Below are 14,533 nucleotides of genomic sequence, written 5' to 3'. Positions count from 1 at the left end.
TCAGCACTGTGGCTGGAGTTTCACTTTGAAGTATAGAAAGATGACATGCATGACAACAACGAAGCGCGATGCCGAATCCCTTCAGTCCGCCACCCCTGAGGCGGCGTTGACCGGTACCGCGGCGTTCGATGCCGGCGAAGCCGACATGCCCGCTTGGGGTGACCTCGTAGCCGAACATGCCGATGGCGTCTACCGCTTGGCGTATCGCCTCTCCGGCAACCAGCACGATGCAGAGGATCTCACCCAGGAAACCTTCATGCGCGTCTTCCGCTCCCTGGATAAATACCAGGCCGGTACGTTTGAAGGCTGGCTGCACCGCATTACCACCAACCTCTTCTTGGATATGGTTCGCCATCGCTCCAAGATCCGCATGGAGGCCCTGCCGGAGGATTATGAGCGCGTGCCCGGCACGGATATGACCCCAGAGCAGGCCTATACTGTGGCCAACTTGGACCCGGCGCTGCAGTCCGCGCTCGATGGCCTGGCTCCCGATTTCCGCGTGGCGGTGGTGCTGTGTGATGTGGTTGGCATGAGCTATGACGAGATTGCGGAGACCCTGGGCGTCAAGATGGGTACGGTGCGCTCTCGCATCCACCGTGGCCGCTCGCAGCTGCGTGCGGCACTCGAAAAGGAAGCGCAAACCAATGCGGAAACCCGCATGCTGCTGCGCACGCGTTAAACCACCGCGCGCTAAACTTTAAAGAAACTGCATAGTCCCCGCTGCCGGCGGGGACTTTCCGTGTCACTGAAGGCCAAGCAACTAGTGGAGGAGGGTGTCGATGGACTCGCTGCGAGGACGCCGGACCGTGTCCACGCTGAGCGTGCGCGGCGGATTCGATGCCGCCCAGGCCAAGGCCCGCGATAAGGCGAAAGCCAAGGCGCGGCGCAGCGATACCATCGGGCACCTTGGCCCTGAGGCTGTCGTTGCCTTCGTCGACGGGGAGATGGAGCCGAAATTCATGCACCGCGTGCGCATCCATTTGGTGCACTGCGCCGAATGCCGCGCGGATGTGCACCAGCAGCGCCATGCCTCGGAGTGGGTTCGCCACTGCGCGGATTCCGCGAAGGTCAAGGCGCCGCAATCCCTGCTGGCAAAACTCGCGGGCATTGCCACCGAAGAGGTTGCGCCCGGGCCGGATGCGGCAACGCCCGTGCACCGGCCGCAGCAGGATTTTTTGGACAAGGTGGAGATGGTGGTTCGCGCAATCAAGCACAATCAGCGCGGCTAAGAGTGAGGGACTAGTATTTAACCGTGTTTTCTTCCATTGGTTGGCCCGAGATTTTCGTCATCGTACTCTTGGGCATCATCGTCATCGGCCCGGAACGCATGCCCGAGGTGATTAAGGATGTGCGCGCGGCCATCTACGCGGCGCGCAAGGCTATCAATAACGCCAAGGCGGAACTCAACGGCGAGATGGGCTCGATTACCTCGGAATTCGATGACATCCGCGGCCCGCTCACCCAAGCTGCCCAGTGGACGCGCCTAGGCCCTAAGGGTGCAATTACCAAGGCGCTTTTCGACGGCGACGATTCCGCCTGGGACGATTTCAACCCCAAGAAAATGGCAGAAAACGTCAAAACCGCTACCGCGCCACAGGAGCCGGAGCAACAGCCGCAGTCCCAACCGCAGCAGCAGCGCCCGAGCTTCGACTACTCCCAGATCTATGCCGAGCAGCCGCAGCCAGAGCCCCAGCCGCAGCAACACACCGAAGCCTCCCAGCCGACGGAGCAGCCCGCGCCCGAGAAAAAGCCGCCACGCGGTGGGGAAGAATCCACCGGCGGCGGCTTGTGGGGCGATGTAACTTAGGGGGTTAGTTCACGCCTAGGTTGAGGTTTTTGCCCACCAGGGAATCGGAGCGGATGGCCAGCTTATCGGCCACCGCCTGAATCTGTTGGGCGGCGGGGGACTCGGGGGAATCGAGAACAATCGGCGTGCCGGCATCGCCACCGCTGCGCAAAGTGGGATCCAGCGGCACGGATGCCAGCAGCGGCACCTCATGGCCCAAGATAACGCCTAGGCGATCGGCCACAATCTGTCCGCCGCCGGAGCCAAAGACATCCATGGTGGAGCCATCCGGCATCACCATGGCTCCCATGTTTTCAATTACGCCGGCCACGCGCTGGCGGGTCTGCTGGGAGATGGAACCGGCGCGCTCTGCCACCTCTGCCGCCGCGGCCTGCGGGGTGGTGACAATGAGTAGCTCCGCGTTCGGGATGAGCTGGGCTACGGACAGGGCGACGTCGCCAGTGCCCGGAGGCAGGTCCAAGAGCAGCACGTCGAGGTCGCCCCAGAATACGTCAGCCAGGAATTGCTGTAGGGCGCGGTGGAGCATGGGCCCGCGCCAGACCACTGGGGCATTACCCTCCACAAACTGCCCGATGGAAATGTGCTTGATGCCATGAGAAATCGGTGGCAGCAGCATCTCATCATCGAGCACGGTAGGACCGTCGGTGCAGCCCAAGAGGTTAGGTACGGAGTGGCCGTAAATATCGGCGTCCACAATGCCAACCTTGAGGCCCTTCTGGACCAGCGCTGCGGCAAGGTTTACGGTCATGGAGGACTTGCCTACGCCGCCCTTACCGGAGGCCACCGCGAAAACGCGGGTGGTGGAATTAGGCTTTGCAAACGGGATTTCCGGCTCGGCTTGGCCGCCGCGGAGCTTCTTCTTGAGCTCGCGACGCTGCTCATCGCTCATGGCTTCCATCGTCACCGTGACGTTTCCAACGCCCTCGATATCCTCTACCGCAGCGCGGGTGTTGGACTCGATGGTGGACTTCATGGGGCAGCCAGCGATGGTGAGGTAAATTTCCACGGCCACGTCATTACCGGTGACGGTAACGGACTTCACCATGTTGAGCTCGGTGATGGGGCGGCCGATTTCGGGGTCTTCGACGCGGGAGAGTGCCTCGCGTACGGCGGATTCAGTAATAACGCTAGACATAACCCTTGCCATCTTAGTCACGCCGCAACAGGAGGTAAACACACCCTCGGTGTAGAATCAGCTAGACGCTCACGCGCCGCTAACTATAAGGAGAAGAGTATCGCTATGCGCAGCTTTACCCGCCCCGCCCGCGCCGTTGCCGGTGTGGTGTTGACAGCAACGCTGCTTTCCGGCTGCTCTTCCCAGTTCGATACCAACCCCTTTGCCGAGAGTCCCCAGAGCGAGCCCATTGGCATTTTGGTGGATACCAATGAGACCGACCAGCTTGTCCTTGCGGAAATCTTCCGCCAGGAGCTGATGGGGCAGGGCCGCGAGGCGTCCATTGTGAAGGAAGACATCTTCCAAGAGACCAAGGGTGGGCGTTCCATGAACCCGGGCGGCAATTTCTATGTGGGCTGCACCGGCGCGTTCCTTAATATCCTCAATCCCGGTGAGGCGCGGGCGATTTCTAAGGATTACAAAAAGGCACAGAAAGCCTCCGAGCCCGGCGGCGAGGACTACCTGGCCCGCACCCACATTGCGCTCATGTCGAGCTTGCCCACGGATACCTCCACGGTCGAGCCTTCCGGTGCAAGCGGTTGCGAGGATGCCGAGCCCGAATTACCAGAGAATTTCGTGGTGCTCTATCAAGACGATCTCTTTGACCGCGAAGAGCGCCAGGCAGTGGCCTCGCTGACTAAGTTCATTACCCAAAAAGACATCTCTGACATGGCCGAAGAGGTAGAAAACGACGACATCAGCGTGGAGAAGGTCGTGCGCTCCTGGATGAATTCCTCCGGCGTCGACATCGCCCATGAAGAGGGCGACTCCGATTCTTCCGGCGGGTCGAATCTCACTGGTTCTTAATATTTGACTGTTGGCAGGTTTGTGTGAGTTTCCCGGGCTTGTCGGCAGTTCGGAGCTCCTGACGGTTAGTAACCGGCAGGCCAACAGCTCCACAGGAGTCGACCCCTCAAGCACACATGTGACTCGACGTGGAACACTTCCTCGCTTGTGAATACCGACGCTAATGCCTTTGGATTGCTGCCTGGTTTTAGTGGCATGCATCCGCGACACGATTGGGCATATCAAGTAGGCGCGCTAATTCTTAACCCGCTCCCTTTGCTCTCATGGGAAAGCGATCACCGAGAGAATAGTGGTCCGCTGGTGAGCGCGAAGGATTGGGAGATGAGAACGGACGTGAGAGGGCAAGAAGGCCGAGGAAGTGCTCTGGCAGAAGCAAGAGCAGAAGCAGGATTAATGCTGGCGTCGGCGTGAATAAACCCCAGTGAGGAGGTCCTCACTGGGGTTTAAACGGGGTAGAGGCGACTAGATGTCGAAGGCCTCTTCCAGCAGGTTCTTCTGCTCAATCTGGTGCACCTTGGCGTTACCGGTGGCAGTCGAGGACTGAGCACGGCGGGAAACGCGAACCAGCTCCGGCATATCCGGAATCAGGGTGCGCAGGTGCTCGTTGTAGAACGGCCATGGGCCCTGGTTGGCCGGCTCGTCCTGAACGAAGCGGACCTGGGTGGCATTCGGGTAAGCCTCGAATGCCTCGCGCAGGCGGTTGAACGGAATCGGGTGGAGCATCTCCACGCGGACGATGGCGATGTCATCGCGGCCATCGGCCTCGCGCTTCTTCTCCAGATCCCAGTACAGCTTGCCGGAGACCAGCATGATGGTCTTGACCTTGTCGGTATCGCCGACCTTCTTGCCGTTGATATCAACGAAGTTCGGGTCATTGATAACGGACTGGAAGCGCTTGACCTCGGTGAAGTCTTCCACGGCGGAGGTGGCCGCCTTGTTGCGCAGCATGGACTTCGGGGTGAAGACGACCAGCGGGCGCTTCATCTCACCGAGTGCCTGGCGGCGCAGCAGGTGGAAGTGGTTAGCCGGGGTGGAAGGCTGAGCCACGGTCATGGAGCCCTCAGCGCACAGCTGTAGGTAGCGCTCGATGCGGGCGGAGGAGTGGTCCGGGCCTTGGCCCTCGTAGCCGTGTGGGAGGAGGAGTACCAGGCTGGACAGCTGGCCCCACTTCGCCTCGCCGGAGGAGATGTACTCGTCGATGATGGTCTGGGCGCCGTTGGCGAAGTCACCGAACTGTGCTTCCCAGGCCACGAGAGCGTCTGGGTTGCCCACGGTGTAGCCGTACTCGAAGCCCATGCCGGCGTACTCGGTCAGAGCGGAGTTGTAAACCATGAACTTGCCGCCGTTGCCCTTGGAGGTGGCGACCGCGTGCATCGGGTTGTACTCGTTGCCGTTGCGCGGGTCGAAGGTGACGGCGTGGCGCTGGGTGAAGGTACCGCGGCGGGAATCCTCACCGGCCAGGCGGACAACCTTGCCCTCGCCGGCCAGGGAACCGAAGGCGATGAGCTCGCCCCAGCCCCAGTCGATGCCGCCCTCGCGGGAGGACTTCTCGCGCTCCTTGGCTACCTTGCCCACGCGCTTGTGGTACTCAAAGTCCTCTGGTGGGTTGCCGTAGGCGGCACCCAGCTCGGCGAGTTCCTCGGCGGTGATGGAAGTATCCAGGCCGCGGGTGAGCTCCTGGGAGGAAGTGATGCCGGTCTGCTCCTTCGGGCGAGCCTTGCCGGCTTCCTTGTGCTCGGCAAAGACGGATTCCATCTGGTCGTGGAAGTCGCGTGCGGCTGCCTCGGCATCCTCAGCGGAAAGGTCACCACGGCCGATGAGGTCGTTGGTGTAGTGCTCGCGCACTGCCTTGTGCTCGTCGATGACGGAGTAGAGCTCCGGCTGGGTCATGGATGGGTCATCGGCCTCGTTGTGACCGCGCAGGCGGTAGACCATGAGGTCGATGAAGACGTCCTTGCCAAACTGGCGGCGGTACTCGGCTGCCATCTGACCAACCCAGACCACTGCCTCTGGGTCATCGCCGTTGACGTGGAAGACCGGGCAGTCGAAGCCCTTGGCCAGGTCGGTGGCGTAGTGGGTGGAGCGACCGGAGTCCGGGGTGGTGGTGAAGCCTACCTGGTTGTTGACCACGATGTGGACGGTGCCGCCGTTGGTGTAACCGCGCAGCTGGGACAGGTTGATGGTCTCCTGAACAATGCCCAGGCCGGTGAAGGAAGCATCACCATGGAGCATGACCGGAACAACGGTGTGGCCCTCTGGGCCCTTGTCCAAGATGTCCTGCTTAGCGCGGGCGATGCCCTCCATGACCGGATCCACGGCCTCGAGGTGGGATGGGTTGGCGGCAAGGGTGACCTTGATTTCGCCATCGCCAAACATCTGCAGGTGGTGGCCCTCGGAGCCCAGGTGGTACTTCACGTCACCGGAGCCGCCGAGCTGGCCGCCCTTGTAGTTGCCGTCGAACTCGCCGAAGATATCGGCCAGTGGCTTGCCCACGATATTGAACAGGACGTTCAGGCGGCCGCGGTGCGGCATGCCGATGACAACCTCGTCCAGATCCTGGCCGGCGGCGGTATCGATGATGGAATCCAGCAGCGGAATGAGGGTCTCGGCGCCCTCGAGGGAGAAGCGCTTCTGGCCCACGTACTTGGTCTGCAGGAAGTTCTCGAATGCTTCGGCGGCATTGACCTTTTGCAGGATGTACTTCTGCTCCGCGTTGGTCGGCTTCGGCATACCCGCCTCCAGGCGGTCCTGCAGCCAGCCGCGCTCATCGCGGTCCAGGATGTGGGTGTATTCTGAGCCGACCTTCAGGGTGTAGGCGGCGCGCAGGCGAGACAGCACCTCGCGCAGGGTCATCTGCTCCTTGCCGCCAAAGCCACCGACGTTGAAAGTGCGGTCCAGATCCCAGATGGTCAGGCCGTGGGTCGCGATGTCGAGGTCGCGGTGGTCCGGGTTAGGCAGGCCCGGCTGTACCCAGCCCAGCGGGTTGGTATCAGCCAGCAGGTGGCCGCGGGAGCGGTAGGACTCGATGAGCTGCATGACGCGGGTGTTCTTGTCCACGCCGGAGTTCGGCACGTCCTGTGCCCAACGGAACGGCTCATAAGGCACGCCCATGGAGGAGAAGAGGTCGTCCCAAAAGGCGCCGTCGACAAGCAGCTGGCCAATGGTGCGCAAGAACTCGCCGGACTCCGCACCCTGGATGACGCGGTGGTCATAGGTGGAGGTCAGGGTAACCAGGCGGCCGACGCCCAAGTCTGCCAAGCGGTCCGCGGAAGCGCCGGCGAACTCGGCCGGGTAATCCATGGAGCCCACGCCGATAATGGAGCCGGCGCCCTTAGTCAGGCGGGCGATGGAGTGGCGGGTGCCGATGCCGCCTGGGTTGGTGAGGTTAATGGTCACACCAGAGAAGTCATCCATGGTGAGCTTGTTCTTGCGAGAACGGGTAACGATGTCCTCGTAGGCCTCAACAAACTCGGAGAAGGACTTGGTCTCGCACTCCTTGATGGCGGCGACGACCAATGCGCGGGAGCCATCCTTCTGCGGAAGGTCAATTGCCAGGCCCAGGTTAATGTGCTCCGGCTGGATGACAAAAGGCTTGCCATCCTTTTCCTCGTAGCGCACGTTCATGTCTGGGTGCAGCTGTACGGCCTTAACCATGGCGTAGCCGATGATGTGGGTAAAGGAGATCTTGCCACCGCGGGTGCGCTTGAGGTGGTCATTGATCATGGAGCGGTTTTCCCACATGAGCTTGACCGGCATATCGCGCACGGTGGTAGCGGTAGGAATCTCCAGGGATTCTTCCATGTTCTTGGCAATGGCCTTGAACATGCCCTTGAGCTGGCGCTCCTCGCCGCCCTTATAGTCCGCAATGCGGTCGAGCGGGGACTCGGGCTTCTTTACGGATTGCTTTGCCTTGGCGGTCTTGTCCTGCGCCTTGGCCACGGACTTATCCACGTTGGTCTCGCGGGCCTCCTGCTTGCGGGCGGTAGTCGTACCCTCAGTCTTCTTCGCGGCAGGCTTAGACGGCTTCTTCGGGGCTTCCTTGGCAGGTGCCTCAGACTTGGGCGCGCCGTTTGCTTCGAAGTAGTCGCGCCACTCCTTATCTACGGAGCTAGGGTCCTTGGAGTACTGCTGGAACTGCTCGTCTATCAGCCACGCATTGGGGCCGAAGATATTCGATGTGCTCACGGCAGGTATTCGCCTCATTTCTCTGCTTTAAAATGGTCGTTTATTCGACTTTAGTGCGGCCTTTGCACGAGCGCATGCGTCACTCGCCAAAGAGTCTGCCTACATGATACGGGTCATACCCCTAAACTCACTATGTTAGGGGTATCAATTGCCCCACTTATCGGTTCCCGGCTACCCCTAGGCTTGGGTGAGGGGAGAAAGCTGCTCGCTGGCGTGCTCGATGACCTGCTTGGCCAGCTTGCGGTTGGCGGTAGTGCCGAGCACGGCGCCGATGCCCATGGGCATGAGCTTGCTGATCCACGCCCACTCCAGGCGCTTGGTGATCTGCTTGGTAAAAAGCTTGGTCAGGCGGCCGTTGATTCCAGACAGCGTCGGGCCGGAGAAACGGGACAGGCTAGCGGCCGAGCGCATGCCCGCCACGCTATTGAGATCACCCACAAAGGTATCCACCAAAGCGGAGCCCTTCGAACCGGTCAGCACCAAAAGTACAAGGGCGCGGCGGCGCTCGGGGGACTTGATGTCATCGCCATGCAGGTAGGCCGAAGCCAAGATGTACCACGCGGCAGCCTCCAAGAAGACCACAGATTCGCCGGCGATGGTAGCTGCACCGGTTACCAAACCGACGCCAGGGATGGCAGCGGAAGCGCCCGCGGCCGCACCGGTGCCGGAGGTGATATTGAGGAAGTGCTTGTCAATGAGCTCCTGTAGCTGCTGCGGGCTCGCGTCCTTATTGCGCTTCTTCAGGTTCTCTACGTACTTGATAATGACGCTGGACTGCACGGCCACTGCGCGGTCCAGGGAATTGAGTAGGGCAGAGGTAAAGCGGTTGGTATCTTCCGGATCGATGTCATAGGTATCGACGGTATCGACCTCGGAGGAGTTGTCCTTTTTGTCTTTAGTAAATAGCCCCATTTTCCTTCTCTTTCGCTAAAACTTATCTGCGCCCAGCATAGTAAAGGCTCTATTAATGCGCCGCCGCGCCGCAAGGAGATCGCCGAGGGCGTGCAAGCCACCTAAGCTAGTAGGTATGGTTACGCCGCACGAGAACAACCGCGACTCCGGGGGTTTCCCTCCGGAGGAGTCTTTCGCGGCGGCGCGCCTCAAAGCAGAGCAGGCCCACGAACGCGCCCGCCGCGCGCACGAAGAGGCCCAAAACGCCCTGGCAGATGAGCTCACCGTCCGCACCACCTCCGGGTGGGTGCGCGGCGTTATAGAGGAGGACCTGCGCACCGATCTCCCCATTAGCGCCGGTCCGGTGCTCACTTGGCGCGGCATCCCCTTCGGCGATACCACCGCCGGGGACAACCGCTTCCGCGCCCCGCAGCCCGCACCGGCCTGGGAGGGTGTGCGCGATTGCAGCCAATTCGGCCCACCTGCCCCGCAACCAACGTATTCCTGGACCGACCGCATTATCGGCTCCGAGGACTGCCTTCACCTCGACATCGTGCGCCCGCGCACCGAAGAAAAGCTTCCCGTGGTGGTCTACCTACACGGCGGCAGCTTCATTATGGGCTCGTCCCACATGCTCATGCTCCGCGGTTTTGAGCTGGCCACCCGCATGGACGTGGTCTACGTATCCATTAATTTCCGCCTCAACTCCCTGGGCTATTTGGATCTGCGCAGCCTGGGCGGGGACTGCTGCGCTAACCCAGCGGTGGCCGATCAGATCCTGGCGCTGCAGTGGGTGCGCGACAATATTGCGGCCTTTGGCGGCGACCCAGATTCTGTCACCCTCATGGGAGAGTCGGCCGGTGGCGCGGCGGTTCTCACCCTCATGACGAGCCCGGCCGCGGAGGGCCTCTTCCACCGCGCCATTGCCCAGTCCCCGCCGATTGCCATGATCCATTCTCGCGCCCAGTCCACCTTGTGGGCACGCGAGCTGGTCCACCGCATGGCCTTGCCCCGGCGCACCTCGGTGGAGGACCTGCGCCAGGAAAACTTTGCCGATCTGGTGCGCTCGGGCCAATCCATGATGTGGCGGGCCGGCGAGCTCATTCACCTCAATTCCTGCTACGCGCCCACGGTGGATGATGAGCTCATTCCAGAACATCCCATCGCCGCCTTTGAAAATGGGCACCAGCACCAGATTCCGCTGCTCATTGGCACGAACTCGGACGAGGCTAGCTTTGGCAAATTCCTCTTCCAGCGCCAAAGCTCCCGCGAGCGCGCCGCCTTGCGCCTTCTGGCTTCCTTCGATCCCCAGCACGCCCCCGAGGTCGTGGCCGCCTATGACGGTGCGGTGGCCCGGGAGGACTTTGCGCACCTGCTTGCCGACGCCCTCTTTTGGGCACCCTCCACCCGCATCGCCACCGCCCATGCGCAGGCGGCGCCAACGTGGATGTATCGCTTCGACTTCGCCTCTGCTGTCCTCAAATGGCTGGGCCTCGGCGCGATGCATTCGATGGAACTGGGCAACGTCTTTGGTGACCCTTATTCCTCGCGCGCGTCTTTCCTTACCAATTGGGGCTCGCGCGCGGCGATGGAGGAACTTACCGCCACCATGCAGCGACACTGGTCCGCCTTTATCCACGGCGGCCGCCCGGAGATGAGTTGGCCACGCTACGGGTTCACTCAGCGCGCCACCATGATCTTCGATGCCGAGGCCTATATTGAACACGCGCCGCACGAGCTCAAGCGGCAAGCCTGGGAGGGATACCACATGTTGGAATGGGGAAGTGGGCGCCCGGAGCTGGTGAGATCTTTGGGCTTCCAACCATCCGGGTGGGAATAACGGTAGACTCCACAGTGACCGCGGGCGGCGGCTTGCCTACCGTGGGAACCTCTGCTTCCGAAGGATGGATTTTAAACCACCATGAGCTTTTTCGAAGATATTGCTTCTGCATTGGATGCCGAGGGCATCGAGTCCCGCGTCAACGATGACGTCATGTTCGTTCCAATCACCTCTGATCTGGAAATCCAATTTATTGAAATCGATCCGCTTCTCCCCGCTGCGAACGTCTACATTGCCGCGGCGGATGTTGATGAAGACGATGAAGAATTTGAGGCAGTTCTCGTCTCCGTCGCCTTCTCTGTAGATGACGCCGTGGAGGCGGTGTCCCGCCACATCGCTACCGACCAGGTGGTCACCGTCCTGCGGGACCTGCTGGAGGGCACCGATGAGCGCATCGCGGAACTAGAATTTGCCCAAGATGAGCTCAACCCGCATCTCGTCGTGGCTGAAGTGGCCAATGACTCGGAGCTGCGCGTGCTCGTGGAAACCATTGACGGCGTCCCGTCCGCCATTGTGCGCTTCCTTGCCTTCGACTTCGACGAAGACGATCTCGATGACATGGAGGATGAGGCAGTCGCCCTCGCCTGGGAAGTGGACGAAGAGGATGAGGACCTCGACGAGGCTGACCGCCTTGCCCTCTTTGATAACGCCGAGTTTGATGACGTTCCCATCGTGGAGGTTCCCGCCGAGGCCCTCGAGCTTGGCACCTACACCGACTTCGATCGCCTCTTTGATGTCCTAGGCCTCGTCTCCGAGCAGGCCCTGGACTGGGAAGCACAGCTCGTTTCCTTCGATGACGAAGACTACGAAGAGCCCGATGTCTACGATATCTTCGGCGAAGACGACGAGGACGATGACGAGGATTACCTGGACGGCGACGATGCCGACCTGGATGATGAATCCGACGCCCCCGAAGCCGACGAGAAGTAATCCCGGCCTTCCGAAAGCCCAGCCCCGCCGCCTTCCGCGGTCAGGCTGGGTCTTTCCCGTTTTAGAGGCCCTTTTGTGTTGCTACTTTCGCGCGCCGCCAATTAGGCTTTAGGGCAATCCCAGCGTCCAGCTGGGAATCCGCCCTGAACCAAGCCGTGTGAGGAGGAGAAGACCATGGCAATGACCCGCGATACCACGTGGCGCTACGTCCTTGTCGTGGTCGCCGTGGCACTCTCGCTCGCCGCGTGGTTTTGCACCGTCTTTGGGGTGTACTCCACGGTAAATATGACTTTCGAGTCCTACCTGACCGCCAGCGTCTGGGTCCTCCTCCTAGCGGCCGCGGTGCTGCTATATACCTCGCAGCATGGGCTGGTGCCTAACTGCATCCTCCTGTATCCGATCTTCGGCGCCTCCATCAACCTGCTGTTGGGCTCGTTGACGGTGCGCACGCAGGTGCCGATGTTCTTCGATGCTGTCGGCACCGCCATCGTCGCCATCATCGCCGGTCCCGTGCTCGGCATGGCCACGGGGCTTACCACCACCGTATTGGGCGGAGCGTACTTTGCCTATAATCTCGCCTTTGCGCCCGTAGGTATCTTTATCGGTGCCGCAGTAGGCCTGCTGGCTCGCCGCGGGGTATTCAACAAGCTGTCCTGGATCATTTTCTCCGGCCTCGGAATAGGCATCGGCTCCGGCGTGATGAGCGTGTACGTACTCATCTTTTCCTTCAGCGGTCACCCACGCAAGGGGCCACAAAACCTCACCAAGTTCTACGAGATGATTTTCCAAGACGAGCGCCTGGCCATCATCTTGCAGGGCCTTACCTCGGACATTTTGGATAAGGTCTTTACCGTCCTCATCGCCTGCTTGGTCCTGCGCTTTATGCCAAAGGTAATTGCCCGGCACTACACGGTGACCTTCAACCACGAGGTGATGAGGAAGGTGCTCCACGCGCCTGACCCGCATGCAGGACCAGACGCATCTGCGCAGTCAACACAACAGCGAGCGACCGCCTAGGCGGCTTGGCTGAAGCCGGCGAAGAGCGACTCGGGGGAGTGGACCGGCTGATAGGAGCTATCCACGAGCCATACGTAAGTGGCGTTCGGGCCACGGGAGACCTCGTGGACTGCACCAACCATCTCTGCCGGCACGAGCGTGCGCACCCAGCCCTCGGCCACGGCCGGCTCTACCGTCTGACCAAAGTTCTCGGTAATGCGGATAGTAATCAGATACGCCGGAATGCGGTCTTGGCCAAAGCCGCGCACGCGGGCCTTCACGCGCGCGCCCACGCGGTGGCGGGTAATGCTCATGCAATACTCTCCGCCCGGTCCACCGGCGGGCGTCGGCAGTTGCTTTATCGGCGGGCGCCAGGTGGGAGTAGGGCGCGCCAGGGAGCGCGGGTGGTGCATGATGGCGGCGATGGAATTGATGGTGTCATATTCGTGGTAGAGCAAGTCCGCCGCAATCTCGGAAGCGGACTGGGGCAGATTCATTGCGGTGGGCTGGGGAAACTTCTTTTGTACGTTGTGCATGGCCATCACACTAGAACTCAACGCGGACACAACCCCACCAAAAACAAACACCTGTTCGAACATAAGTCGCAAATGGCTTTCCCTGACGCCAAGGATTAGAGTTGCAGCCGATATGATGAATACACGCAGTGGGGAAGTAGAACACGAGGAAGCGCCCAAGATTCCGCGCGAAATCTGGGTCATGGTCACGGCCGCCTTTATTATCGCTTTGGGCTACGGCCTCATCGCCCCGCTGCTTCCGCAGTTCGTGGTGAGCTTTGATGTCTCCATGGCTGCCGCGGGTCTTGTGGTCTCCATCTTCGCAGCTTCGCGCCTTATCTTCGCGCCCATGTCCGGATCGCTTGTGGATCGCGTCGGCTCGCGCCGCGTCTACCTCATCGGGCTTATGACCGTCGCGGTGACCACGGGCCTAGTCTCCATTGCGCAAAGCTACTGGCACATCGTGGCCCTGCGTGCCCTGGCCGGCATTGGCTCGACCATGTTCACTGTCTCCGCCATGGGCCTTATCGTGCGCATGTCCCCACCGACGATTCGCGGCAAGTGCTCTGCCACCTACGCCACTGCCTTCCTGCTCGGTAACGTCGCCGGCCCAGTTCTTGGTGCCAGCCTGTCCTTCCTGGGGTTCCGCTGGCCTTTTTTCATCTACGGCGTGGGCGTGGCGCTGGCCGCGTTCGTCGTCTGGTGGCAAATGCCTCGCGTGAACCATAAACAAGCCAGCAAGGATAAGCTGCCACCCATGCGCTTGCAGGAGGCCTGGGGCGATACTGCCTACCGCGCGGTGCTGACCTCCAACTTTGCCCATAGCTGGATCAATATGGGTGTGCGCGTATCCGTCCTGCCGCTTTTTGCGGCCTCCATCTTCCACAATGGCGCGGCCGCCTCCGGCCTGGCACTCGCAGTCTTTGCGGCCGGCAACGCCATTGTGTTGCAGTTCTCTGGCAAGTGGTCCGATATCCACGGCCGCAAGCCACTTATCCTCATCGGCCTCCTTGGCTCCGCCATCTTCATGGTGCTCATGGGCATGGCTACCAGCGTGTGGTTCCTCCTGCTCGTCTCTGCCTTTGCCGGCGCCTCTTCCGGGCTAATCAACCCCTCCCAGCAGGCCGCGGTGGGTGACATCGTGGGAAATGATCGCTCCGGCGGCAAGGTGCTATCCACCTTCCAGATGGCCGGAGACTTCGGTCAAATCTTGGGTCCCATGCTCATTGGTCTGCTTGCCGACGCCTCCGGCTTCCCCCTCGCCTTCACCGTCTGCGGCGCCATCGCCTTCATCGGCATCATTGCCTGGGCATTCGGCCGCGACCCGCACGCAGGGGTGGGGAACAAGCCCAAGCGAGTGCCGCAGGGGAAGTAGGCACTTATTCTCG

General features: G+C 61.2%; 12 protein-coding genes. 8 read left to right on the top strand and 4 right to left on the bottom strand.

Annotated features, from left to right (window positions below):
• Positions 1-49 precede the first annotated feature (49 nt).
• The 3 genes from sigE (at position 50) to QP915_RS01045 (ending at position 1,807) form a co-directional block, all read left to right on the top strand.
• A complete protein-coding gene (gene sigE / locus QP915_RS01055; RefSeq protein WP_284767552.1) occupies positions 50-679 on the top strand; it encodes an RNA polymerase sigma factor SigE in 630 nt (209 codons plus the stop codon).
• Positions 680-779: 100 nt separating this feature from the next.
• A complete protein-coding gene (locus QP915_RS01050) occupies positions 780-1,229 on the top strand; it encodes an anti-sigma factor family protein (protein ID WP_034668126.1) in 450 nt (149 codons plus the stop codon).
• 23 nt (positions 1,230-1,252) lie between these two features.
• On the top strand, positions 1,253-1,807 hold the full coding sequence (locus QP915_RS01045; protein WP_284767549.1) for a twin-arginine translocase TatA/TatE family subunit: 555 nt from the start codon (positions 1,253-1,255) through the stop codon (positions 1,805-1,807).
• A gap of 4 nt (positions 1,808-1,811) precedes the next feature.
• On the opposite strand, the gene QP915_RS01040 is transcribed toward QP915_RS01045, so the two are convergent.
• Positions 1,812-2,942 carry an Mrp/NBP35 family ATP-binding protein gene (locus QP915_RS01040; protein ID WP_284767547.1) on the bottom strand — a complete coding sequence of 377 codons (1,131 nt, stop codon included), beginning with the start codon at positions 2,940-2,942 and terminating at the stop codon, positions 1,812-1,814.
• Positions 2,943-3,047: 105 nt separating this feature from the next.
• On the opposite strand from QP915_RS01040, the gene QP915_RS01035 reads away from it, so the two are divergent.
• The gene (locus QP915_RS01035) at positions 3,048-3,788 is read left to right on the top strand and encodes a hypothetical protein (protein ID WP_284767545.1); all 741 of its coding nucleotides are present in this window, start codon (positions 3,048-3,050) and stop codon (positions 3,786-3,788) included.
• A 462-nt stretch (positions 3,789-4,250) separates the two neighbouring features.
• On the opposite strand, the gene QP915_RS01030 is transcribed toward QP915_RS01035, so the two are convergent.
• Positions 4,251-7,991: a multifunctional oxoglutarate decarboxylase/oxoglutarate dehydrogenase thiamine pyrophosphate-binding subunit/dihydrolipoyllysine-residue succinyltransferase subunit gene (locus tag QP915_RS01030; protein ID WP_284767544.1), complete on the bottom strand. Its 3,741-nt coding sequence runs from the start codon at positions 7,989-7,991 to the stop codon at positions 4,251-4,253.
• 159 nt (positions 7,992-8,150) lie between these two features.
• Positions 8,151-8,885, bottom strand: coding sequence for a hypothetical protein (locus QP915_RS01025; protein WP_284767543.1), 735 nt, complete (start codon positions 8,883-8,885; stop codon positions 8,151-8,153).
• A 115-nt stretch (positions 8,886-9,000) separates the two neighbouring features.
• Between QP915_RS01025 and QP915_RS01020 the strand changes: the two genes are divergently transcribed.
• The 3 genes from QP915_RS01020 to QP915_RS01010 all read left to right on the top strand — a co-directional run bounded on the left by QP915_RS01020 (position 9,001) and on the right by QP915_RS01010 (position 12,651).
• Complete coding sequence (locus tag QP915_RS01020) at positions 9,001-10,704, top strand: carboxylesterase/lipase family protein (protein WP_284767541.1); 1,704 nt, start codon at positions 9,001-9,003, stop codon at positions 10,702-10,704.
• A gap of 81 nt (positions 10,705-10,785) precedes the next feature.
• A complete protein-coding gene (locus tag QP915_RS01015; protein WP_284767539.1) occupies positions 10,786-11,634 on the top strand; it encodes a DNA primase in 849 nt (282 codons plus the stop codon).
• 174 nt (positions 11,635-11,808) lie between these two features.
• On the top strand, positions 11,809-12,651 hold the full coding sequence (locus tag QP915_RS01010; protein ID WP_284767537.1) for a hypothetical protein: 843 nt from the start codon (positions 11,809-11,811) through the stop codon (positions 12,649-12,651).
• On the opposite strand, the gene QP915_RS01005 is transcribed toward QP915_RS01010, so the two are convergent.
• Positions 12,648-13,166, bottom strand: coding sequence for a hypothetical protein (locus QP915_RS01005; RefSeq protein ID WP_284767536.1), 519 nt, complete (start codon positions 13,164-13,166; stop codon positions 12,648-12,650). The two genes, QP915_RS01010 and QP915_RS01005, sit on opposite strands and share 4 nt — an antisense overlap.
• A gap of 112 nt (positions 13,167-13,278) precedes the next feature.
• Between QP915_RS01005 and QP915_RS01000 the strand changes: the two genes are divergently transcribed.
• Complete coding sequence (locus tag QP915_RS01000) at positions 13,279-14,520, top strand: MFS transporter (RefSeq protein WP_284767535.1); 1,242 nt, start codon at positions 13,279-13,281, stop codon at positions 14,518-14,520.
• Positions 14,521-14,533 lie beyond the last annotated feature (13 nt).

It is taken from the genome of Corynebacterium sp. MSK158 (assembly GCF_030229085.1).
Classification (GTDB): domain Bacteria; phylum Actinomycetota; class Actinomycetes; order Mycobacteriales; family Mycobacteriaceae; genus Corynebacterium.
The sequence above is the reverse complement of the archived record's forward strand: the minus strand, read 5'-3'. Positions and strand labels throughout refer to the sequence as shown.

Excerpts from the sequence above, each read along its gene's own strand:
- sigE (WP_284767552.1), top strand. The coding sequence starts at position 50 with ATGACAACAACGAAGCGCGATGCCGAATCCCTTCAGTCCGCCACCCCT.
- QP915_RS01050 (WP_034668126.1), top strand. The coding sequence starts at position 780 with ATGGACTCGCTGCGAGGACGCCGGACCGTGTCCACGCTGAGCGTGCGC.
- QP915_RS01040 (WP_284767547.1), bottom strand. The coding sequence starts at position 2,942 with ATGTCTAGCGTTATTACTGAATCCGCCGTACGCGAGGCACTCTCCCGC.
- QP915_RS01035 (WP_284767545.1), top strand. The coding sequence starts at position 3,048 with ATGCGCAGCTTTACCCGCCCCGCCCGCGCCGTTGCCGGTGTGGTGTTG.
- QP915_RS01030 (WP_284767544.1), bottom strand. The coding sequence starts at position 7,991 with ATGAGGCGAATACCTGCCGTGAGCACATCGAATATCTTCGGCCCCAAT.
- QP915_RS01025 (WP_284767543.1), bottom strand. The coding sequence starts at position 8,885 with ATGGGGCTATTTACTAAAGACAAAAAGGACAACTCCTCCGAGGTCGAT.
- QP915_RS01020 (WP_284767541.1), top strand. The coding sequence starts at position 9,001 with ATGGTTACGCCGCACGAGAACAACCGCGACTCCGGGGGTTTCCCTCCG.
- QP915_RS01015 (WP_284767539.1), top strand. The coding sequence starts at position 10,786 with ATGAGCTTTTTCGAAGATATTGCTTCTGCATTGGATGCCGAGGGCATC.
- QP915_RS01010 (WP_284767537.1), top strand. The coding sequence starts at position 11,809 with ATGGCAATGACCCGCGATACCACGTGGCGCTACGTCCTTGTCGTGGTC.
- QP915_RS01005 (WP_284767536.1), bottom strand. The coding sequence starts at position 13,166 with ATGCACAACGTACAAAAGAAGTTTCCCCAGCCCACCGCAATGAATCTG.
- QP915_RS01000 (WP_284767535.1), top strand. The coding sequence starts at position 13,279 with ATGATGAATACACGCAGTGGGGAAGTAGAACACGAGGAAGCGCCCAAG.